This window comes from Streptomyces sp. NBC_00328 (assembly GCF_036139655.1).
GTDB lineage: Bacteria > Actinomycetota > Actinomycetes > Streptomycetales > Streptomycetaceae > Streptomyces.
Map to the genome: position 1 here is coordinate 7,523,961 of NZ_CP108013.1, position 22,124 is coordinate 7,546,084.

The 22,124-nt window shown below is 71.3% G+C and carries 15 protein-coding genes and 2 pseudogenes; 6 read left to right on the top strand and 11 right to left on the bottom strand.

What is annotated here, in order from left to right; genetic code table 11:
- Positions 1-8 precede the first annotated feature (8 nt).
- The 8 genes and pseudogenes from OG485_RS32925 to OG485_RS32960 all read right to left on the bottom strand — a co-directional run bounded on the left by OG485_RS32925 (position 9) and on the right by OG485_RS32960 (position 13,145).
- Positions 9-1,976: a heparinase II/III family protein gene (locus tag OG485_RS32925; protein WP_328672213.1), complete on the bottom strand. Its 1,968-nt coding sequence runs from the start codon at positions 1,974-1,976 to the stop codon at positions 9-11.
- Positions 1,973-4,180: a bi-domain-containing oxidoreductase gene (locus OG485_RS32930; RefSeq protein ID WP_328672214.1), complete on the bottom strand. Its 2,208-nt coding sequence runs from the start codon at positions 4,178-4,180 to the stop codon at positions 1,973-1,975. Before OG485_RS32930 ends, OG485_RS32925 begins: the two co-directional genes overlap by 4 nt.
- A gap of 29 nt (positions 4,181-4,209) precedes the next feature.
- Complete coding sequence (gene asnB, locus OG485_RS32935; RefSeq protein WP_328672215.1) at positions 4,210-6,144, bottom strand: asparagine synthase (glutamine-hydrolyzing); 1,935 nt, start codon at positions 6,142-6,144, stop codon at positions 4,210-4,212.
- Positions 6,145-6,147: 3 nt separating this feature from the next.
- Positions 6,148-7,665: a Wzz/FepE/Etk N-terminal domain-containing protein gene (locus OG485_RS32940; RefSeq protein WP_328672216.1), complete on the bottom strand. Its 1,518-nt coding sequence runs from the start codon at positions 7,663-7,665 to the stop codon at positions 6,148-6,150.
- Positions 7,662-9,029, bottom strand: a complete 1,368-nt coding sequence (locus OG485_RS32945; protein WP_328672217.1) for a Wzz/FepE/Etk N-terminal domain-containing protein — start codon at positions 9,027-9,029, stop codon at positions 7,662-7,664. Before OG485_RS32945 ends, OG485_RS32940 begins: the two co-directional genes overlap by 4 nt.
- A pseudogene (locus OG485_RS32950) lies at positions 9,026-10,287 on the bottom strand (glycosyltransferase family 4 protein). The gene OG485_RS32945 and the pseudogene OG485_RS32950 overlap by 4 nt, the downstream one beginning before the upstream one ends.
- Positions 10,277-11,593, bottom strand: a complete 1,317-nt coding sequence (locus OG485_RS32955; protein WP_328672219.1) for a nucleotide sugar dehydrogenase — start codon at positions 11,591-11,593, stop codon at positions 10,277-10,279. The pseudogene OG485_RS32950 and the gene OG485_RS32955 overlap by 11 nt, the downstream one beginning before the upstream one ends.
- Positions 11,594-11,666: 73 nt before the next feature.
- Positions 11,667-13,145, bottom strand: a complete 1,479-nt coding sequence (locus tag OG485_RS32960) for a sugar transferase (RefSeq protein ID WP_443048801.1) — start codon at positions 13,143-13,145, stop codon at positions 11,667-11,669.
- A gap of 614 nt (positions 13,146-13,759) precedes the next feature.
- On the opposite strand from OG485_RS32960, the gene OG485_RS32965 reads away from it, so the two are divergent.
- Complete coding sequence (locus OG485_RS32965; RefSeq protein WP_328672220.1) at positions 13,760-13,963, top strand: hypothetical protein; 204 nt, start codon at positions 13,760-13,762, stop codon at positions 13,961-13,963.
- A gap of 60 nt (positions 13,964-14,023) precedes the next feature.
- Here the strand turns inward: OG485_RS32965 and OG485_RS32970 are convergent, their stop codons facing one another.
- Entirely contained in the window at positions 14,024-14,872 is an 849-nt protein-coding gene (locus tag OG485_RS32970) for a LysR family transcriptional regulator (protein WP_328672221.1), read from the bottom strand.
- Between the two features lie 104 nt (positions 14,873-14,976).
- On the opposite strand from OG485_RS32970, the gene OG485_RS32975 reads away from it, so the two are divergent.
- The 5 genes from OG485_RS32975 (at position 14,977) to OG485_RS32995 (ending at position 20,336) form a co-directional block, all read left to right on the top strand.
- Positions 14,977-15,720, top strand: a complete 744-nt coding sequence (locus OG485_RS32975; protein ID WP_328672222.1) for an SDR family oxidoreductase — start codon at positions 14,977-14,979, stop codon at positions 15,718-15,720.
- Between the two features lie 896 nt (positions 15,721-16,616).
- Positions 16,617-18,200: a PP2C family protein-serine/threonine phosphatase gene (locus OG485_RS32980; protein WP_328672223.1), complete on the top strand. Its 1,584-nt coding sequence runs from the start codon at positions 16,617-16,619 to the stop codon at positions 18,198-18,200.
- Positions 18,197-19,282, top strand: a complete 1,086-nt coding sequence (locus tag OG485_RS32985) for a cobalamin B12-binding domain-containing protein (protein ID WP_328672224.1) — start codon at positions 18,197-18,199, stop codon at positions 19,280-19,282. The genes OG485_RS32980 and OG485_RS32985 overlap by 4 nt, the downstream gene beginning before the upstream one ends.
- Entirely contained in the window at positions 19,279-19,752 is a 474-nt protein-coding gene (locus tag OG485_RS32990) for an STAS domain-containing protein (protein WP_328672225.1), read from the top strand. Before OG485_RS32985 ends, OG485_RS32990 begins: the two co-directional genes overlap by 4 nt.
- A 59-nt stretch (positions 19,753-19,811) precedes the next feature.
- Positions 19,812-20,336, top strand: coding sequence for a MarR family winged helix-turn-helix transcriptional regulator (locus OG485_RS32995; protein ID WP_328672226.1), 525 nt, complete (start codon positions 19,812-19,814; stop codon positions 20,334-20,336).
- Positions 20,337-20,493: 157 nt separating this feature from the next.
- Here OG485_RS32995 and OG485_RS33000 read toward each other — a convergent pair whose 3' ends face one another.
- Together OG485_RS33000 and OG485_RS33005 are read right to left on the bottom strand one after the other, a co-directional pair.
- Positions 20,494-21,333: an RNA polymerase sigma factor SigF gene (locus OG485_RS33000; protein WP_328672227.1), complete on the bottom strand. Its 840-nt coding sequence runs from the start codon at positions 21,331-21,333 to the stop codon at positions 20,494-20,496.
- Between the two features lie 612 nt (positions 21,334-21,945).
- Positions 21,946-22,047 (bottom strand): annotated as a pseudogene (locus tag OG485_RS33005) (hydrophobic protein); the annotation flags it as partial.
- Positions 22,048-22,124 lie beyond the last annotated feature (77 nt).

The window sequence follows — 22,124 nt, forward strand, 5'->3', positions numbered from 1 at the left end:
CTTCCTCCCTAGCCGTGGAACCTGAGTACGGTGGTGAACCCCTGCGTGCCCTCGGCGACGCCTGTGCCGACCAGCGTGGTGGCGGGTTCCTTGCGCCCGAAGCCGGCGGAGTACCAGCCCAGCGGCGGCTCGCTCTCGCCGCGATGGGCCCGCCAGGTCAGCCGCCCGGGCAGGTCGAGCTCCGCGGAGCGGTCCTCGCCGTCCCGGGTCCAGCTGAGCAGCGCCCGGTTCCCCACCAGCTCCGCCGTGATCGCCGGGCCGAGGTGGAAGGCCAGACGCACGTCCCGGCGCGGGCCGCGCACCTCGTCGACCAGCGTCAACTCCCCGCTCGCGGCCGTCAGTTCCACCCGGCGGCGGTGCGCGGAGCCCTCGTAGCCGTCGTGCTCGGCGCACCAGCGGGCCACCCCGCCGTCGGAGGCGCCGGACGGGTCCGTGACCAGGACACGGGTGCGGGCGTGCCGGGTCCACAGGAACGGGCCGCCGGAGACGGACTGGTCACCGCCGTCCAGCTCCAGGGTGTTGTGGCCGAGCGTCGACCGGAAGTACCGCCGCCACTCGGGCTGTCCGTGGTAGCAGTACGTCCCCGGGTCCGCGAGCACGTCGACCCCGTCGTGCCGGACCTCCACGGACAGCGCGTCCGCGTGAGCGTGCGCGGCGATCGACAGGAACCCGTGCGGACCGCCGTCGCAGCGGCACCAGATCTCTCCCGGACCGCGCAGGATGGTCATGCCCGCGTCGGCGAAATGGGCGGGCCGCTCCGCCGGGCGGGACACGGCCGGCGCGTTCTCGACCGTCGAGTACGGCTGGACGAGCGCGGCCAGCAGCGGAGTCCGCACATCGGTGCCGGTCACCGCCGGCCACCAGGCGAGCCGGCCGAACACGGCGTCCCCGGTGGCCAGCAGCGAGCCCCAGCGGCCGGTGCCCGCGCCGTCCACGACCAGACCGTGCCCGTCGTCCGCGTCCCCCTGGCGCGGCGGCCGCAGCCGGCTGTCCACGACGGCGGCGAGCGCGTCGGTCATCCGCAGCAGCACCAGCCGGACCGTCACGGGGACCGGTACGCCCGCCGCGTCCGCCTCGGCCACCGCGGCCAGGCCGAGCTCCAGCACCAGTCCGTGGTACTCGGTGGCCAGCTCGCGGTTGAGGCCGGAGTGGAAGGTGTTGCTCCGTAACTGCCGCTCCAGCGACCGCAGCGCGTCGGCCCGCCAGCGTGCCGAGGAGGGGAACCACCCGAACGCGCAGGCCGCGGCGAACTGCCCGGCGGTCTCGGCGATGACGTGGTTGTTCGCCGAGGACCCGCGACTGGGGAACGCGGCCAGCCAGCGCTGGTGGTGCCAGATCTGGTTCAGCGCCACCGGGTTGTCCTCGAACAGGGCGGCCGCGCCCGGCCAGCCGTCGAGCAGCCGGCGGACCCACACCCAGGACAGCAGCCGGATGCCCAGCTCGATTCCGCTGGTCCAGTGCACCCCGCGCAGCGGCGGGTTGGCCGCCCACCACGACCGCAGGTGCCCGGCCACCCGCTCGGCGTACCGCTCGTCCCCGGTGACCGCGTAGGCGGCGGCGAGCACGGTCAGGTACTGATGCCGGGACGGCTCCCAGATCTGCTTGATGTCACCGACCCGGTCCTCGTCGCGGTACGGCACGTCGAAGGCGTAGCCCTCCGGTGCCCGGCGTCCCGTCTTCGGGTCGTACCACCAGTCCGGGTCGGCCAGGTCCTCGCGCCCGACGCCGAAGAACTCGGCGTGCCCGGCCATCAGCCGGTCCGCCTCGGCGACGAGACGCTTCGCGGCGTCGGGTGCCACCGCGTCGACCGTGCCCGCGGGCAGTGACGCGGTGAACCGGGCGCCGGTCACGTCCGGGCAGTGCGGCGGCGCCGACCGCCACCGCCGTCTGCGGACCGTGTCGCCCACCCGGCCGCCGATCTCCCGCGGCCCCATCCGGGACAGCCGCCGCAGGTACCAGCCCGCGCTCATGGTCATCGAGCGCTCGCCAACGTCACCGGCGCGCCGCCGGCCAGGCCGGTCCGCACGGCGAGGGTGGCCGCCGTGGTGGCGACGAGCGACTCCAGGGACACCGGCATCGGACCGCCGGTCCGCACGGCCTTGACGAACGCGGCCAGTTCGGCGGACTGGCCCTTGTCCCGGGCCTTGGGAAGCCGCGAACTGACCCACCGCTTGCGGCCGTCCCTGCCGTCCGAATACAGCGAGGCCCGCACGAAGTCGTCGAGCCGCAGCACCTTGCCGTCCGCGACCAGGTCCAGCGTCTCCTTGGGGAAGCCGGGCGCGCCGGTGGTGACGTAGCTGATGGTGGCGGTGGACCCGTCCGGGTAGCGCAGGACGACCTGAAGATCCTCGTTGCCGGACGCGGCGACCGCGTACACCGAGACCGGGTCGGCGTCGAGCAGCCAGCTCGCCGTGTCGATGAAGTGTCCGCCCTCGCCCGCGAACCGGGAGCCCTCGGTGCCCTGCTGGAGGTACCAGCTGCCCTGGGTCAGCCGGCCCGCGTTGACCAGATAGCGCAGGCTCGCCGGACCGGTCCGGGCGCCGAACCGGTTCCTGGCCTCCTGGAGCAGCGGCGCGAACCGGCGGTTGAAGCCCACCTGGATCCGGTCGTTGCCGGACTCCTCCACCGCCGCGAGCACACCGGCCAGCTCGTCCTCGGTGAGCGCCAGGGGCTTCTCGACGAACACGGTCTTGCCGGCGAGCAGGGCCTTGCGGGTCAGTTCGGCGTGCGAGCTGTGCCGGGTGACCACGAACACCGCGTCGATGGACTTGTCGCCGAGCACGGCGTCGAGATCGGTGGTCGCCTCGGCGAAGCCGAACTTCCGCTGCGCGTTGGCCGCGGACAGCGCCGTCGTCGTGACGACCGTCGACAGCTCGACCCCGTCGCGCTGCGTCAGGTGCGGCAGCAGCATCGACGTCGCGTAGTTGCCCGCGCCGACGAACGCCAGCCGCACCGGCGCCGTGGCCGGCCGGGCCGGTCCGGTGACTCCGGCGCCGCGTCGCACCGCGGGCACGTCCACCACCGGGGCCTCGGCCTCGGCCCTGGTCTCGGCCGTCTGCCCGGGGTACCGGAACAGCACGGCCACGGCCTTGAGTTCACCGTCCTTCAGGCTCCGGTACGTCTCGACGGCGTCGTCGAAGTCGGCGACGTGGGAGACCAGGGGCTCCACGTCGACGCGGCCGCGGGCGACGAGATCGAGGAAGCACGCCAGGTTGCGGCGCTCGGTCCAGCGCACATAGCCGATCGGGTAGTCCCGGCCGTCGAGTTCGTACTCCGGGTCGTAGCGCCCGGGGCCGTAGCTGCGGGAGAACCGGACGTCGAGTTCCTTCTCGTAGTACGCGTTCCACGGCAGGTCCAGACGGCACTTGCCGATGTCGACGACCCGGCCGCGGTCGCGGCAGAGCCGCGCGGCCAGCTCGACGGGCTGGTTGCTGCCGCCGCCGGCGGCCAGGTAAACCTGGTCCACGCCGTGGCCGCCGGTGAGTTCGGCGACGGCGGCTTCCACGGCCGCGGAGGCGGGGTCGCCGCAGGCCGCGGCACCCAGGCTCTCGGCGAGCTCGCAGCGCGTCGGGTCGGGGTCCGCCCCGACGACGCGGACCCCCGCGGCGACGAGGAGCTGCACCACCAGCTGCCCGATCAGCCCGAGGCCGATGACCAGCGCCACCTCGCCGAGCTGCGGCTCGCCCTGGCGTACGCCCTGCATCGCGATCGACCCGACGGTGCCGAAGGCCGCGTGCCGCGGCGCGAGGCCGTCCGGTACCGGGGCGTAGAGGTTCTTCGGCACCCAGTTCAGCTCGGCGTGCAGCGCGTGCTCGTTGCCCGCGCAGGCCACGAGGTCGCCGACCTTCACGTCGTCGATCCCCGCGCCGACCTGCTCGACCACCCCGCACAGCGAGTAGCCCAGCGGCGTGTAGGAGTCCAGCTTGCCCATCACCTTGCGGTACGTGGCGGGCACCCCGTTGGTGGCCACGCTCTGCATGACCTTGGCCACCTGGTCCGGCCGGGAGCGGGCCTTGCCCAGCATCGACATGCCGGCCTCGGACACCTTCATCAGCTCGGTCCCGGTGGAGATCAGCGAGTAGGAGCTGCGGACCAGCACACCGCCCCGCTTGCACTCCGGCACCGGCACGTCGAGCACCGCCAGCTCGCCGCTCTTGTAGTTCTGAACAACCTGCTTCACCCGAAGTCCCCTTGTTTCTAAGCCGTGTTCTAGGCCGCCGAGCGAGTGTCCTGGCCGGACCCGGAGACCGCGCCGCGATACCAGTACTCGAGGGTCAGCACATGCCACAGATGCTTGGAGAAGTCCCGCTGCCCGGCGGCGTCCTCGGCGACCATGCGCGCCAGCGCGTCACGGCGCAGGAGCCCCGAACGGACGAGCTCGCCGTCGTTCACCACCTCGCGCACCAGCGGTGCCAGATCCCTGCTCATCCAGGCCCGCAGCGGGGCGCTGAACAGGCCCTTGGGCCGGTACACGATCTCCCGGGGCAGGACCGAGGCGGCCGCCTCCTTGAGGACCGCCTTCCCCTGCCGTCCGACGATCTTGCGGTCGCCGGGCACGGCGAACGCCGCCCTGACCACCTCGACGTCCACGTACGGCACCCGTACCTCCGTCGACGCGGCCATGCTCGACCGGTCCGTGTAGGCGAGGTTCAGGCCCGGCAGGAACATCCGGGCGTCGCCCAGGCACATGCGGTTGACGAAGTCGTCGAGGCTGTTGTCCTGGTAGACGTCCGCGTGCTCGGTCAGCACGTCCTCGACCGTCCCGGCCAGGTCCGGATCGATCAGGGCGAGCAGCTCGTCCCGGTCGTACATGGTGTAGCTGCGCCGGAACGCGGTCTCCTCCGGCAGATCGGCGAAGGACAGGAACCGCTTGGCGAAGCGCACCGAGCGGTACCCCCGGCGGGCCGAGGCGACCGGAAGCCGGTCCACCGCCGCGGACACACCGCGCCGCAGGGGCCGCGGGACCCGCTGGTAGCGCAGCGCGATCAGATTGGCCAGGTGCTTGCGGTAGCCGGCGAACAGCTCGTCGGCACCCATCCCCGAGAGCATCACCTTGACCCCGGCCTCCCGTGCGGCCGAGCAGATCAGGAACGTGTTGATCGCGGCGGGGTCGCCGATCGGCTCGTCCAGGTGGTGCGTCATCTGCGGCAGCAGGTCGAGCACGTTCGGGGCGATCTCGATCTCGTGCAGGTCGACGCCGAACCGCTCGGCCACCTGCCGGGCATAGCGCAGGTCGTCCGGCATCGCCTCGAACTTGGCGTCCTCGGCCCGGAATCCGATCGTGTAGGCGGAGATCCCGGGCCGGTCGCGGGCCGCCAGCGCGGTCAGATAGCTGGAGTCGAGACCGCCGGACAGGAAGGTCGCCACGGGGACGTCGGAGAGCAGATGGCGCCGGGTCGACTCCTCGACGACGGCGGCGATGTCCGGCAGATCGCCGCTTCTGGCCCGCTCCTGGCCCTCGGCGGCGACGTCCTTCAGATTCCAGTACCGGCCGCGCTCCACCCGGCCGTCGGGCCGGAACCTCAGCCAGCTCCCCGGCGGCAGTTTCTCCGCCTCGCGGAACGCGCAGCGCGAGTCCGGCACCCAGTAGTAGAGCAGCGAGGCCACCAGCGCGGCGTGGTCCACCTCCAGCGACCCGCCGCTCACGGCGGCCAGCGCCTTGAGCTCGGAGGCGAACACCAGGCCCCCGCCGCGCCGGAGCAGGAACAGCGGCTTGATGCCGAGCTGGTCCCGGGCGAGCACCAGTTCACCGGTCCGCTCGTCGAAGATCCCGAACGCGAACATGCCGCGCAGCCGGGGCAGGCAGTCCGTGCCCCAGCGCCGCCAGGCCTCCAGCAGCACCTCGGTGTCGGAGGTACCGCGAAAGCGCACCCCGGAGGCCTCCAGCTCGGCACGCAGTTCGGGCGCGTTGTACAGCTCGCCGTTGTACGTCAGGACGAGGCCGCCCGAGACCATCGGCTGGGCGCCGGTCTCGGACAGGTCGATGATGGCCAGCCGGCGGTGCCCGAGGTGCACCTCGCCGTCACCGACGGGGTGGCTGTAGCGGCCCGCCCCGTCCGGACCCCGGTGCGCGAGGGTCTCGGTGAGCCGGTCGGCCACGGCCTTCCCGTCGGGCCATCGGTAAGTACCCGCGATGCCACACATGTCCTACCGTGCCTCCTGGTCGCTGTCCGGGACGCGTGCCGCCCACATCGGCTGCCGCTCCGCCCGCCGGGCCGTCCCGCTCTGCCGGGCCGACCGCTCGTCCTGGCCGCGCAGCGCGGTGTTCAGCCCGTCCCACAGGGTGCCGTCGGTCCGGTCACGCGGATCGGGGTCGATCAGCACCACGCCGATCACCGCGATGCGCTGGTCCGCGAGCTGCCGTGCCACGGTGTGCAGCCATGCGGCGCTGCCGTGCCCGGCACGGACGACCAGCACGGTCCGCGTGCCGAGGTACTGCAGGTCGGTCCACGCCGTGCCGGGCGCTACCGAGCCGACGCCGACCCGGCGTTCCTGATGCGGCACGGACGCGGCACCTTCGCCGCTGACCACGGTCGGGTCTCCCGGCCTGGGGCGGCGCTTGGCGAGTCGGAGGCCGGGCAGACCGTCTACGACGACCACCGGCCCGTCCGCCGCCAGCGCCCTGGCGAGGTCCAGGGCGAGCACGCTCGTGCTGCGCGCGGTGCCCAGTTCGAGCAGTGACACCGGCTCCGCGGAGGCGCGCGCGGTGCGCGCCAGGGATGCGGTGAGCCGTTCGCGTGCCAGCCGGATCCGCCGGCGCCGCCACGGCCGGACCGACCGGCGGGGCAGCTCCGCGACGACCGAGGCGCCGAGGTTCGACGCGATCTCCCGGCGCAGCACGGGGCGGTCGGCCACCACCGAACCGACCGCGGCCACCGCGAGGCCGAGGACGAGGCCGAGGACGAGGCCGACCGCGGCGTTGGTGGCGGCGGTTTTGGGCAGGGAGTTCCGCACCGCGCTCGGGGCGTCCACGATCTGTGTGCCGGCGATGAGCTTCGGCGTGCCGATGCGCGCCTCGGCGGCGCGCTGGCCGAAGTCGGAGATCCTCGAGGTGAGTTCGGCCCGGCGGGCGAAGAGCGACTCCAGGTCCGCCGACGCCGTCGGCCCGGTCTGCGCCGACCCCTCCCCGATCGCCTTGTTGACTTTGGTGAGTTCGCCCTGCAGGCGGTCGCGCTGGTCGAGCAGGGCCTTGGCCTCGGCGTCCGCGGCCGCCCGGATCCGCTTCACATGGTCCGCGACGAACGCGTCGGCCAGTGCCTTGGCGCGGGCCTCCGCGTCCGCGTCGCTGTCACCGGTCACCGTGATCTGCAGCAGGTTGTTGGTCAGGCCGATCCCCGTGTAGTCCTTCATGAAGTCCTCCGGCTTCTCCGGAGAGTGGAGGGACTTCAGGGCCCTGTCGGCGATCCGCGTGGTCTGGAGCAGCGCGACGTCGGTGCGGATCAGCGTTCCGGGGTCGTTCGGCTGGTCCTCCTGATGCGCGACCAGCACCTTGGTCTCAGCGGTCGGCGGCGTCGGCAGCAGGACCGCCACCGCCGCGCCCACGAGCAGCCCCAGCAGCCCCACGGCGCACCAGAAGCGGCGCCGTCTGCGCACCGCCACCACCAGTGCCTGCAGATCCAGCAGCGGAGCGGCGGCCGACGACTCCGCAGTCGTACTCGTCGTCACCCTGGACTTCCCTTCGCGTCGTGGCCGACCGCGAGCACCGGCGTGGAGGTATTCCGGGGACGGCCGGCGGACCGCGCCGGCAGGGCCCGGACCATGCCGGCGAGGACGATGCCGACGATCTCGTGCTTGGCGTCCGCACAGGCCTCGGCGATGCCTGCGAGCTCCCCCGCGGTCCAGCTGCCCGGGCTGAGCACGACCAGGGCACCGGACTCGTTGCCGCGGTCCGGCACCAGCGGACGGGACACGGAGACCCCCACCAGCCGCAGCACCGGATCGCCCTCCGCCTCCGCGACGAGCTGACCCGCGGCCCGGCGGGCGATCTCGTCGCCTTCCGGGACGACGACCAGCAGCCCCCGCGGAGCGGGCAGTCGGTCCCGGAGACGGGTACACACCCGCCGGTAGCGGATCTGCCTGCTGACCTCGTCGCCGGAGGCCTGCGGAGCCGGTATGTCCCAGCGGACGTCGACGCCCAGCAGCCGGCGGATCCCCGCACGCGAGCCACCGCCTTCCGGCCGGTGCCCGGGCCTCTCGGCGGGAACGTCGACGGTACCCAGCAGTTCCGCGTTCAGCGCCGCGGCGATCTCCGGCTCGACGCGCAGCCGGCGGCTCATCCGGGCCGCGGTGAGATGGCCGATGACTCCGAGCAGGAAGAACAGCAGCGCCCCGGCGACAACGAGCTGGATCCGCGTCGGCGGTGCCTCGCCGGTCGGCCGGGGGGCCGAGCCCATGACGACCATGTTGGCCTTGTCGGCGGAGGGGTCGGCCTGGTCCAGCTTGCTGATGGCCTCCTGCAGCGTGGTGCGCAGCTTCTCCAGCTCGGTGCGGGCCTGCACACCCTCCACGGTCTGCCCGGGATCGGCGGCGTCGGCCAGCTCGGTGATGCGCTTGCTGGTCTGCGCCACCGTCTGCTGCAGTGCCTCGCGCTGCGCCGCGGTGTCGGGGTCGGTGTTGTTGTCCGCGACCCGCGCGGCGAACGTGACGAACTGCCGGGCCACCTGGTCGGCGAGCCGCTGCGCGCGTTCCGGGGTGTCGGCCGTGCCCGAGATCTTGATGATGTTCCCGTCGGCGGTCTTCGCGCCGACCTGGTCCCGCAGCTCGCTCTTGCCGACGCCGGTCCAGTGGAGCGCGTCGGCCGCCGCGTCCACCACCACCGAACTGGTCGCGATCTCCTGCTGGGTCAGCAGTTCGCGTTCTTCCCAGGCGCCGGGCAGCAGAACCGACGCCGAGGCCGTGTAGCGCGGCGGGAAGAGCAGCGAGGTGCCGTATCCGACGAGCGCGCCCGCCAGGGCGAGCGCGGCGAGGAGCCGCCAGCGCCGACGGATGATCCGCCCGATCGTGACCAGGCGTATCGTGTCATCGTTCAACGGTGCGGCCTCCGCCCTGTTCACGTTCCGGGCCGCCCGCCGGAGCGTCGTCGCCGCAGGCCGCGGCGTACGCGGCGAGCAGGGACGCCTGGGAGTTGCGCCAGGAGAGCGGGCCGCTGATCCGCTCCTGGCCGATCTTGCCCATCAGAGCGCGCTTCTCCGGATCGTCCAGCAGCAGCGCGATGAGCCTCGCGAACTCGGCCTCGTCGTTGGCGGGCGCGTAGACGGCGGCGTCACCGGCGGAGACGCGCGCCTCCCGGAGGTCGAAGGAGACGAGCGGCCTGCCCATCACCATGTACTCCAGGACCTTGTTCATGGTCGAGACGTCGTTGAGCGGATTGTGCGGGTCGGGGGAGAGGCACACGTCCGCGGTGGACAGGTAGCGCACCAGATCCGCGTCCGGGATACGGCCGGTGAACTGCACCTGATCCGCGAGCCCGAGCTGCCGGGACAGCTCCACCATCGCCTCGAAGGTGTCGCCGCCGCCGACGAACACCGCGTGCCAGTCGGACCGCCCGACCTCGTCGCGGAGTTTCGCCAGAGCCCGCAAGGCGTAGTCGACGCCGTCCTGCGGGCCCATGACCCCGAGGTAGCACAGCAGATGGGGCTTGCCGCGCTTCAGCTCCGGCTCCGGCGGTACGGGGTGGAACCGGTCGATGTCGGGCGCGCTGCGCACCACGAAGACGTCCTCGGGGCGCCGGCCGCCGCGGCGCACCGCGACGTCCCGGTAGCTCTCGTTCGTGGCGAGCACGACGTCCGCGGCCCGGTAGGTCATCCGTTCCAGCGCGCACACGCCGCGGTAGAGCAGGTCCTCGCCCCGGTCGAACCGCGACAGGTACAGCTCGGGCACCAGGTCGTGCTGGTCGAAGACGAACCGCGCTCCGCGCCGCTTCAGCCACCGCGCGGGCAGGAACAGGAGGTCGGGCGGATTGCAGGCGTGCACCACGTCGACCGGGCCGATCTTCCGGGCCAGTCGCATGGTGTGCCACAACGCCGATCCGTACTCCCGCAGATAGCCGGCCGGTCCGCCGGTGGCGGCGCGCAACGGGTAGCGGTGGATCCGCACCCCGTCGATCACCGCCTCCGGCTCCGTGTCCCGCTTGCTGCCCTGGGGACAGATGACGTGCACCGTCCAGCCCGCGTCGCGCAGCGTCGTGCATTCCTGCCACACCCGTCGGTCGAAGGGCACCGACAGGTTCTCCACCAGGATCAGCGCGCGCCGGTCAGGCCGGTCGCCGCTGGTCGTGTCACCAAGCAAGGCCCATGTATCCCGGTTCGGTCCGGCGCGCGTCGGCGTCGGGAAGGTGGATGAGATCGACGATCATCGGGCCGTCGCCGTGGGGCAGCGCCGACAGCACGGCCGGGTCCCGGGTTCCGACCAGGCACACCTCCGCGTGTTCCAGCACCTCGTCGACGGAGTCCGCGAGCAGCTGCGCGAGGTGCGGCAGCCGGGTCTCGATGTATTCGCGGTTCGCGCCGAGCAGCCGGGAGAGGCTCACGTTGGCGTCGTGGATCCGCAGGTCGTACCCCTTGCCGAACAGCCTCTCCGCCAGCTCGACGAGCGGGCTCTCGCGGAGGTCGTCGGTGCCGGGCTTGAAGGACAGCCCGAACAGGCCGACCCGGCGCTTGCCGGTGCGCTCGACCATCTCCACCGCGCGCTGCAGATGGTCGGAGTTGGAGGGCAGCACGTGGGAGAGGATGGGCACCGAGACGTCCGCCCGCTGTGCCGCGTGGACCAGGCTGCGCAGGTCCTTGGGCAGGCACGAGCCGCCGAAGGCGAAACCGGGCCGCAGGTAGGCGGGGCTGATGTTCAGCTTGCGGTCGGCCAGGAACACGTCGATCACCTGGTGCGAGTCCACCCCGAGGGCCTGGCACACCGCGCCCAGCTCGTTCGCGAAGCCGATCTTGAGGCCGTGGAAGGCGTTGTCCGCGTACTTGATCGCCTCGGCCACGGGGATCGGCACCCGGAACACCTCGCCGGGCAGTCCCTCGTACAGGGCCGCCACCACATCGCCGCTCGCCGCGTCGAGTTCGCCGATGACGGTCTTCGGCGGGTCGAAGAAGTCCCGCACGCTCGTGCCCTCGCGCAGGAACTCCGGGTTGACCGCGACCCCGACGTCCACGCCGGCCGTTCCGCCGACGTACTTCTCCAGGATCGGCACCAGCAGGTTCAGGCAGGTGCCCGGGAGCATGGTGCTGCGGAACACCACGGTGTGCCGGCCACCCCGCTCGGCCAGCGCGGCACCGATCTCCTCGGTGACCCGCTCCAAGTACGTGGTGCACAGGCTGCCGTTGGGTTCCGAGGGCGTGCCCACGCAGATCAGCGACACCTCGCTGTCCGCGATCGCCTCACGGACGTCGGTGGTGGCGCGTAAGGCCCCGCTTCCCACGACGTCGGTGACGAGCTCGCCGATCCCCTCCTCGACCACCGGGGCCTTGCCGTCGTTGACCAGGTCGACCTTCACCTGGTTGACGTCCACGCCGATGACCTGGTGGCCCTGGCCGGCCAGGCACGCGGCCGACACACAGCCCACGTAACCGAGCCCGAAAACGCTGACCTTCATGACCCGTTCCTCCCCCCGGGCAGGCCCTTGCGGCCTGCCGTAAACGCGCCTGCCCGACGATGTCCCGCGCGCATCAGTAGGCCCCCTGCCCGTAGAGCACCGCACGCAGCGTCTTCCACAAGATCACTGTGTCCAGGGCGAGCGACCAGTCCTCCACGTACCGCAGGTCCAGCCGCACCGCCTCCTCCCACGACAGGTCGCTGCGTCCGCTGATCTGCCACAGGCCGGTGAGTCCCGGCTTGACCAGCAGCCGCCGCCGGATGTCCGGGCCGTACGCGGCGGACTCCTCCGGTAACGGAGGCCGCGGACCGACGAGTGACATCGATCCGGTCAGCACGTTGAAAAGCTGCGGGAGCTCGTCGATCGAGTACCGGCGCAGCACCGCTCCCACCCGGGTCACCCGCGGGTCCCGGCGGACCTTGAACAACAGGCCGGCGCCTTCGTCGAGGCCGGCCAGCTCCGCACGTATCTTGTGGGCCCCGGAGACCATGGTGCGGAACTTGAGAATGGTGAACTCGCGGCCGTTCTTGCCGACCCGGCGCTGGCGGTAGAACGCCCCGCCCCGGCTGTCGAGGAGCACGAGCAGCCCGACGAACACCATCAGCGGCGCGAACAGCAGCAGCAGGACGGTGGCGCCCAGCCGGTCGACGACCACCTTGACCGCGCGGCGGCCGCCGGTGAAGGTCGGCATGCTGACCCGCAGCAGCGGGATCCCGAGCACCGCGTCGACGTGCAGCCGCGGACCGGCCACCTCCATCAGCACGGGGGCCACGATCATCTCGGCGTCGCTGCCCTCCAGGTTCCAGGCCAGCCGCTGGAGCCGGTCCGGTGACCAGTGCGGGTCCGGGGTGACCGCGACGACCCGGTAGCCGTCGCGGTGCACGTGGCCCGCGACGTCCGCCAGCCGCCCGACGACGGGCACTCCGTCCAACTCGTCACCGTCGAGCCCGTGACCGTCGGTCGTGCACACCGCTTCCACCCGCCAGCCGAGGTGCGGGAACTTGCGCGTCCGGGTGACCAGGTCGCGCAGGGTCGCCGGGCTCCCGGCGGCGAGCACCGGTCGCAGGCACCGTCCTTCCTTGCGCTGTTTGTGCAGCCACAGGCGCAGCAGATAGCGCACGGTCATGGTGACGAGCGCGATCGCGGGGATCGCGACGAAGATCCAGAGTTTGATGTTGCGCGAGGTGAGCGCGATCCCGCCGAGCGCCAGGACCACGGTCGCCGCGAACAGCGAGCGCCCTAACCGGCGGAATTCCTCCGCGCCCTGGCCGAGCACGGCCGGAGCCCACGCCCGGCTCACCGCTAATGCCCCCAGCACCAGCAGTTCGGTGCCGAACGCGAGGATTCCCCACTTCTCGTGCCAGTTGGCCGCGTCCCGGGCCCCGAAGAAGTTGCCGATCGCCGCCACCACGAAGGCGGTGGCGACCATGTCGCTGGTGATCACGGTACGGCGGTACCGCTGCTCCCAGTCGGTCGCAGGCTGATTGGCCGCCCCGTTCGTCAGACGCTCGCGCGCAGACGGAAACGGGCGTACTAGTCCCCCTTGCCGCACAGAACCCCCCAGGTTCCAGTGGTTCGACGTGTTCGCCTAACACTGTTCCTCGCTCCGGGAGGCACCCCCGCCTCCCGCGGCGCGCCGCGCTGTTCCTCCCCCCGGGAGGCCCCCGCCTCCCGCGCCGCGCTGATCATCCCCCCGGGAGGCACCGCCTCCCGTCCAACGAACTCCCGCTGTTGCAGGGCTACTTGAGTAACCCGCCCTATCGGCAGCAGACTTGCACCCCCGCCGGACTTCCGAGGTGTCCCGAAACCCGCCTGGACCCGGGTGCTCCCCGCACCCGAACTCCTTCAGGACTCCAAGAACCGACCACCCCCAAGTCCCGCGTCGAGGAGGCCAATGCTGGCATTCCCGGCGCCGGACCTATAGATCATTATTGGTCGCCTCATGTCCGAACAGCTGAAGCACGGTCAATCTAGACCATCAGGGCCGTTCTGAAGAGGGGGATGTGTGGAATTTGTGCCCAAGATTTGAGGCCGGATCCGCCGACGGATGTCCGCCTACGGGCGCTTTGGTGTCATCGCGCCGCTCTGGGCGGCTCGTCCGGCCCCCGGGCCCGGCGTCTGCGAGCACCGCCCGGCAAGCCTCAACAGGCCTTCTGCGGTACGTAGTTGGTCGACCGCAACCAGGTCGCCTCGGCCGGCTACGCCTACGACGCGCTCGGTGACGGCACCGGCCTCGCCGACGGCACATCGCTCGCCTACTGCGCCGACGGCAGCGGCACCCCCTCATGGTCGACTACCGGGACCACCACGAGCCGCTACAACGCCGGTGCAGGCCAGTCGCCTCGTGCCGCACGATGTGTCGGGAGCTGATGGCAGACCGGACGCTGTCCCCGAAATCCGGCACGGTGTCCCGGCGTTCACCGCCGTCGGTCACAGGGCGGTGGCGGCGCGGACCAGCCCCGCGACCGCCGTTGAGCGGCTGTGCGGGGGCCAGGCGATGGCCGTGGTGACGTGGGGGGCGTCGGGGACCGGTACGGCGGTGAGGTCCTCGCGCAGGCCGGTGCGGCCCGACTCCGGTACGACCGCGCAGGCGCGGCCGAGGGCGATGAGCTGGGTGAGTTGCGTGTGGTCGCGCACCTGCGGTCCGGGGCCGTCCGGGAAGGTGCCGTCAGGGCGAGGCCAGCGGGGCAGGGGCAGGTCGGGAAGGTCGGTGACCTCGGCGAGCCGCACGTGGGGGCGGGTGCTGAGAGGGTGGCCCGCCGGGAGGATCGCGACCTGACCCTCGGAGTGCAGGTCCTCGGTGTCGAAGCCGGCCGTGTCGTCGAATGGCCTATGCAGCAGGGCCACGTCGGCCCGGCCGTCGTGCAGCAGCCGCGTCTGCTCGCCCGGCCCGCACAGCACGACGTCCACGGCGACGGCGCCGGGCTCGGCGGCGTAGGCGTAGAGGAGTTTCGCCAGCAGTTCACCGGAGGCGCCCGCCTTCGCGGCCAGGACCACGGCGGGGCGTCCGGTCGCCGCGAGGGCGGCCCGGCGGGTGCGCCGTTCGGCGGCCTCGACGGCGTCCAGCGCCGCCCGCGCCTCCCGCAGCAGTACCGCCCCTGCACCGGTCAGGGCGACACCCCGGCTGCTGCGCTCCAGCAGGAGGGTGCCCAGGCGCCGTTCGAGCCCGCCGATCGCCCGCGACAGCGGGGGTTGGGCGATCCCGAGCCGCTGCGCGGCCCGGCCGAAGTGCAGCTCTTCGGCGACCGCGACGAAGTACCGCAGCTCACGTGTCTCCACCCCGCCAGCCTAACCGGGACGGCCAGGAGCGATACCCGGGCGGTATCGCCGTCCACCCAGTCGGTCTTGGACGCCCTGCCCGGCGGGGGAGAAGTATCGATGTCATGAGTGAGACGAACACCGTGAACCACCACAAGGTCGCGCTGGTGACCGGGGCCAACAAGGGCATCGGGTACGAGATCGCCGCCGGGCTCGGCGCCCTCGGCTGGTCCGTCGGAATCGGCGCGCGGAACGAGGAGCGGCGCGAGGCCGCTGTGGACAAACTGCGCGCGGCCGGAGCCGACGCGTTCGGCGTGCCGCTGGATGTGACCGACGACGCCGGCGTGACAGCGGCGGCTCGGCTGATGAAGGAGCGGGCCGGGCGGCTCGACGCGCTCGTCAACAATGCGGGGATCACCGGCGGCGGACCGCAGGAGCCCACCACGGTCGACGTGAACCGGGTACGGGCGGCCGTGGAGACCAACGTGATCGGCGTCATCCGCGTCACCAACGCCCTGCTCCCTCTGCTGCGCCGCTCGCCGTCGCCGCGGATCGTGAACGTCTCCAGCAGCGTCGGCTCCCTCACACTCCAGACCACGCCTGGCGCCCTGACGGGCCCCATCGCCATCGCCTACGCTCCGTCGAAGACGTTCCTCAACGCCGTCACCGTGCAGTACGCCAGGGAACTGGCCGACACCAACATCCTGATCAACGCCGTCTGCCCCGGCTTCACGGCGACCGACCTCAACGGCTTCCGGGGAGTGCGCACCCCCCAACAGGGCGCAGCCGCCGCGATCCGGCTGGCCACCGTATCGGACGACGGGCCGACGGGCCGCTTCTTCGACGACGAGGGAGAGGTGCCCTGGTGACGCGCTTCCCGTTCGCGCCACCCCGGCTCGGCGCTGAGCCGGAGGCTGCGGTGTGCGCGCCTCCTGAACGCCGAGGTTCGAGAACCCGGTCCGGCTAGGTCGAGGCCGGGCTGAGGGCGATGCCGGCGGTGATGCGTCTACCGATGGCTGTCTTTTCAACGGTGATGGTCTGGGCGAGGGCTGTGACGATCTCCAGGCCGTGCCGGCCGGTGCGTTCCGGATCCGGTCCTTGGCGGTCGGCAGGGCGGGGTTGCTGTCCCAGAGTTCGACCCGCAGGACGGGGCCGGTGATCCGCAGGCGCAGAAGGGCCGGTCCGGGGGCGTACGCGCGGGCGTTGGTGACCAGTTCGCTGACGATCAGCTGGACGATCTCCACCGTGGCAGTCACGGTGGGGACGCCGTAGCCGTCTCTCGGCTTTGTCGGAAAGGCCGTCGCAAGATGGCGGCCTGGGCGATGCGGGAGCCGTCGCCGTCCAGGCCGGGGAGTGGAGGAGAGCTGACCGGTCGCCCGTCTCCGTGAACCTTTCATCCTCTCCTCGGAGTCTTCACCCGCCCTGTCGGGGCCCCGGGCGGGGACGCGCCGCTCTGGCGCATCGGAAGCCTCGCTGGGCTCTGACCTGCGTCTTTTGTCAGGTGAGGCGGTTGTCTCCGCCGGGGGTGAGAACGTCACTGCCGCAGGCGCCGGAGCTGCAGGCGAGTGAAGTGCCCGTTCGGAGGCAGTTCGAAATGGGGGTGGGTTGCCAGCGATGGTCCTGGTGGAGGATGGTTGCCGTAGGGCAACTTTCTTCGACCGGATGAGGTGAGGGGTTCGCGTAGCGGGCCTTCGTATTTGTGACTTCCACCCAGCAGGAACAAGCCGTGAGCGCCGATGCTCCGGCTTATGTGCCATGGACGTCCGTGCCCTGCCCAGTCCTTGTCGCGGATCCCGCCGGTGCGGTACTCCACGTCAACGCCCAGGCCGGCGGACTCTTCCCCGGGATCCGCTCCGGTGCCGCCCTGGCCGGGAGCGTGCCGGCCTGGCTCGCGGACGCACACGCACGCCAGGTGGCAGACGGCCCGAGCGACGACGTTCTGGTGTCGGGTCCGGTAGGGGAGCGGACCTTTGAGGCCCATCCCACCGTGCAGGACGACGGGGACGTCGTGTGGTGGTTCGTGGACGACACCGATCACCGGCTGGCCCGTGAAGCACTGCGGATGGAGCGCGAGCGGACCGCTTTCCTCACCGAAGCCTCCAACACCTTGCTCTCGTCACTGAATCTGGAGCGGTGCATGGACGTGACCGCCCAACTGGCCGCCGAGCATCTCGCGGACGCCGCGCTGGTCATCGCGCCCCCCAGCGCCCACCGGCTGCCGGTCGTGGTCTGCCTGCGCGGCGGTGCGCCGCAGCGCTTCCAGTGGGACGTCGACCCCGGGGAAGTCCCTGGTCTGGGGGAGGCTCTCCAGGGCTTCCCCCCGGTGCCGTCGCGATGGATCGACCCCGCCTCGGCCCCGGCCTGGCTCGTCCCCGACGGATTCGGCACAGTCGGTTCGATAGTCGTCACGCCGCTGCCAGGGCACGGTGTGCCCGCCGGAGCCCTGATCCTGCTGCGACGCAGCGGGGAGACCGCGTTCAGTGAGGCGGAGGAGGTCTTCGCCCGTCTGTTCGCCGCCCGCGCCGGCGCCGCGATGTCCGCGGCACGCCTCTACGCCGAGCAGTCCTCTCTCTCCCGGACCCTGATGCAGGACCTGCTCCCGCCGGTCCTGCGCCAGATCTCGGGAGTGGACTTCGCGGGCGGCTACCGGCCATCGAAGGACCGCGAGCGCATCGGCGGCGACTTCTACGACGTCCACCCCGCCGCCACCGACGGCGAGGCGTCCTTCGCGGTCCTGGGCGATGTCTGCGGCAAAGGCCTCGAAGCCGCCGTCCTGACCGGGAAGATACGCAACACGCTTCAGGCTCTGCTGCCCATGGCCGACGACCACCAGCGCATGATCGACCTGCTCAACGGCGCGCTCATCAACTCCCACCACACCCGATTCGCCACCCTCGTCATGGCCTCCGCTGTGCGCAAGGCCGGTTCCGTGCGCCTTCAGGTGACCAGCGCCGGACATCCGCCGGCCCTGATCGTGCGAAGCGACGGCACCGTGGAGGAAGGCAGCTCCCGCGGCACTCTCGTCGGGGTCTTCCCCACGGCCCGCGCGACGACCGCTCAGGAGACGCTGGCTCCTGGTGAGTTCTGCGTGCTGTTCACCGACGGCATCACCGAGGCCAAGGGTGGCCCGCTCGGCGACGAGATGTTCGGCGAGGACCGCCTGAAGGACGCGCTGGCCCAGTGCTCGGGGATGCCGGCGGAGGCGATCGTGGAACACGTGCAGATGCTCGTCTCCCAGTGGGTGGGATCCGCGACGCACGACGACATGGCCGTCATGGTCATCGCCGCTCCCCGTTCCCACCACCTCAGCGCGGTGGATGGCCATACTCGGGGCAGGTTCACTGCATGAGTCCTACCGCCACACTCTCCCTGGAGCACCGGATCGACCAGCTGTGGGAGGCGGTCTCCCTCGGCGACGAGCAGGCCGCCACCCGTACGGTCTTCGGCGCGCTGGAGGACGGCACGCCGGCGGAAAGCGTGCTCCAGGACGTGATCGCGCCCGTCCAGCGCAAGGTCGGCGAGGAGTGGGCCGCCAACCGCCTCACCGTCGCACAGGAACACGCTGCCACCGCGATCAACGACCGGGCCGTCGCCGCACTCTCGTGTCACTACGCCGCCCACGCCGCAGTCGGCCGGGGCAGGATGATCGTGGCCTGTGTGGACGGGGAGTGGCACGGCCTGCCCGCCCGCCTCCTGGCCGAAGTCCTCAAACTGCGCGGCTGGAGGGTCGACTACCTCGGTGCTCAGGTCCCCACCAGCCACCTGATCACGCACATCCACCAGACCGGGCCCGAAATGGTGGCGCTCTCCGGCTCGATCGCCACCCGCCTGCCGACCGCACACGCCACGATCACCGCGGTCCAGGCCACCGGCACTCCCGTCCTGGTCGGCGGGGCCGCCTTCGGTCGGCACGGCCAGTACGCCCGCCTGCTCGGCGCCGACGCCTGGGCACCGGACGCGAGGACCGCTGCGGACCGGCTCGACCAGGGACCGCTGCCCCGCCCCGCACCGGCGCACCAGCCGATCGACGACCTGCCGCACCTGGCCGACCAGGAATACACCATGGTCGCCCGCACCCACACCCGCCTGGTGCGCGCGGTCATGGGCGCACTGGAAGAACGCTTCCCCGCCATGCGCGACTACACCGCCCGACAACGCCAGCACACGGCCGAGGACATCGCGCACATCGTGGACTTCCTGGCCGCCGCGCTCTACACCGGCGACCCGGAACTCTTCACCGACTTCCTCACCTGGACAGCCGGAATCCTCAACGCCCGCAGCGTCCCCGCCCGTTCCCTCACTCCGGCCCTGGACATCCTGAGCGAGCAGCTCAAGGACTTCCCCCGGGCCACTCTCATGCTCACCCAGGCCACCGGCTGCCTCATCGGGACAAGGTCCGTGATCGCCTCCGACTCCAGGAACACCGCATGACGCCTCCCTTTGGATTCGAACCCACCCATTTCCACCTGACCACCGCACCCAGCCCGGACGAGGGCGTCCTGATCCTGGAGGCGCACGGGTTCCTCGACCACGGCTGTGCCGAGTGCTTCCTGGCTGCCGCAACCGAGCACCTCGAAGGCACGCCCGGCCTGCACGCCCTGCACCTGGACTGCAGCGACCTGGACGGCCTCGACTCCATGGGCCTGGCCATGCTGCTGATGCTCCACCGCCGCACCACCGCCGCACACGTCACCCTCTACCTGGACGCCCGGCCCCCGGCTCTCGACCGGATGCTGGACATCACCGGCACCCTGGACCACCTCGTCCCCCACCACGCTGTCACGACGAGCGGTCACGCCGAGCCCCACCGCATGGCATATCGTCATACGTCAGAGGACGGCATCCCCCTCGACCGCGCCGGCCAGGGGCACCGGCCCTCCGGATCGGACTCCAGCGGCTGACGTCCCACCCTGCGTGTGTCACCGGCATCAGGGACCAGGCCCCTCGGATGGGAACCCGCATGACCGAGCGCACCCGCCCCACCCTCGATCCCATTCGCGCCGCGGCCCGCCAGGCCGGCAGCATCGCCGAACTCCTCGACGTCATGTGGGAACAGGACCGCGACGCCCCACCCCCCTACATCCCCGTCTCCCAGCTCCGCGTGATGTACATCGTCGACCGCGAGAACGGGATACGCATGCGAGCCCTCAACCGGCTCCTGGGCGCTGCGCCGCCCTCGGTCTGCCGCCTGGTCGACCGCCTCCAGGCCCTCGGCTTCGTCGAACGCCGGCCCTGCCCGGACAGCCGCCGCGAAGTCACGCTCTCCCTGACCGGGGTAGGCCGCAAGCACCTGGCCCGAATCCGTGAACGGCGCGACCAACTCCTCGTCCAGGCCCTCGACAGCATGCCGAGCCGGCAGCGCACCGCACTGACCGAAGCCCTCGCCGGATTGCAGCAGGCCCTGGTCGACCAGCCCATGCTCCGCCTTGCTCCAGAGGACGTTCCACCCGTCTCCCTACCACGAGACGCAGCCCGATCCGCCTGACATTCGTACACGCCATCGCAGCAGACCGGTTGTGGCCAAAGACCCCCACCAGCGGTCGAAGCACGCCCACGCACCGACACCCGCTGATGAATGAACCAGCGGCGCCCCCTACCCCGCAAGGCGGGCAGCGCCGCCGGCAAGTCGCGAACGAGCGAGGTCAGTTGGTGGCGAGCATGCCTTCGCGCAGCTTGGCCAAGGTGCGGTTGAGCAGACGGGAGACGTGCATCTGGGAGACGCCGAGGTGCTCGCCGATCTGGGCCTGGGTGAGTTCCTCGACGAACCGCATGTGGATGATGCGCCGTTCACGGTCGTCGAGTTCGGCGATCATGGGAGCCAGAGCGTTGAAGTCCTCGACGAGTTCGAGGGCGTTGTCGTCGGCGCCGATGAAGTCGGCCAGCGCGGCCTCGCCGTCGTCGCTGGAGTTGACGGCGGCGTCCAGAGAGGACGAGTTGTAGCCGTTGGAAGCCAGACGCGCTTCGTTGACCTCCTCCTCGCTGAGGCACATCAGCGCGGAGAGCTCCTTGACCGTGGGCGTGCGCCCGAGCCGGCTGCGGAGCTCCTCGGTGGCCTTCGCCAGCTGAACGCGGGCTTCCTGCAGGCGCCGGGGGACGTGGACGGCCCAGCTCGTGTCGCGGAAGAAGCGCTTGATCTCACCGACGATGTAAGGGACGGCGAAGGAGGTGAACTCGACTTCGCGGGTGAGTTCGAAGCGGTCGATGGCCTTGATGAGGCCGATGGTGCCGACCTGGACGATGTCCTCCATCTCGTCCTGGCTGCGGCTGCGGAAACGCGCGGCAGCGAAGCGGACGAGGGTGATGTTCATTTCGATGAGGGTGTTGCGCGCGTACTGGTACTCGGGCGTGCCCTCTTCCAGAACGGTGAGCTGGTCGAAGAACAGCCTGGACAACTTCCGGGCGTCCTTGGGAGCGACCTGCGACGGGTCCGCGATCTCCGGCAGCGCCACGGTCCGCGCCTCTACCGTCTCCGTCACTGTCATGTCCGGCCCCTCCTGCGTGATCCAGCCTTCAGCCACCGGCCCCTTGCGCGCTGGCAACAGACGGCGTACCCGGGTTCGAAAAATGCATGCCAGGCGATTTTAGAGCGGACCCGGCGCACCAGAGATTTCGCCTGGTGGGCTGCATCTGGTCGGCGTGAAGTGGGGTCCACCCCGAACGTCTCCGGTGAGCCCCGCTTCTGGGGTCGCGTTGAGGTCAGGCCGTGCCTGCGGTGTGGCCGGTGGTCGGCTGGTAGCCCCAGATGTCGTCACTCATAAAGAACAGCTTCCTCACCGAGATCCATTGCCACTCCCGCAGCCGAAGCGCGGAGTCGTGCAAGTGGCATCGAATTCGGTGACGCATCCTCAGAAAGCCGTATTCCTGGACTTCTTGAACTCACGCATGCGCGCTTACGAGAGCGGATGGCGGCCGGAGGCGCCGTGCCGGAGGCCATGGTTCCTGGCGTCGTGGCCATCTCCGGCCACGGCCTCCAGGTACCCCTAATCGGCGGAATCGCCACTTTCATCCCTGCGGTAGCAGGAAGACGGCAAACGGGTGGGGCCCGACGCTACGGCGTCGTGCCCCACCCGTGTCGGTGCGCTGCTCAGGCTCGCTTACCAGCGGTACCAGCGGTACCAGCGGCCGCGCTTGCCGCCGCTTGCCGCGGGTCGGATCACGAAGCCGAGGACCCGTGCCACCAGCACGATGACGGCGATCCGCCCCTGATCCCGGCAGCTTGCTGGCTGCCGGGATCAGTGCTGTCCGCCCCTCCGTGGAGGGCGGACAGACGCCT

Bases quoted from the DNA above. Each gene is read 5' to 3' on its own strand.
- OG485_RS33000 (WP_328672227.1), bottom strand. From the start codon at position 21,333: ATGACAGTGACGGAGACGGTAGAGGCGCGGACCGTGGCGCTGCCGGAG.
- OG485_RS32955 (WP_328672219.1), bottom strand. From the start codon at position 11,593: ATGAAGGTCAGCGTTTTCGGGCTCGGTTACGTGGGCTGTGTGTCGGCC.
- OG485_RS32995 (WP_328672226.1), top strand. From the start codon at position 19,812: ATGACCGAGCGCACCCGCCCCACCCTCGATCCCATTCGCGCCGCGGCC.
- OG485_RS32985 (WP_328672224.1), top strand. From the start codon at position 18,197: ATGAGTCCTACCGCCACACTCTCCCTGGAGCACCGGATCGACCAGCTG.
- OG485_RS32975 (WP_328672222.1), top strand. From the start codon at position 14,977: ATGAGTGAGACGAACACCGTGAACCACCACAAGGTCGCGCTGGTGACC.
- OG485_RS32925 (WP_328672213.1), bottom strand. From the start codon at position 1,976: ATGACCATGAGCGCGGGCTGGTACCTGCGGCGGCTGTCCCGGATGGGG.
- OG485_RS32990 (WP_328672225.1), top strand. From the start codon at position 19,279: ATGACGCCTCCCTTTGGATTCGAACCCACCCATTTCCACCTGACCACC.
- asnB (WP_328672215.1), bottom strand. From the start codon at position 6,144: ATGTGTGGCATCGCGGGTACTTACCGATGGCCCGACGGGAAGGCCGTG.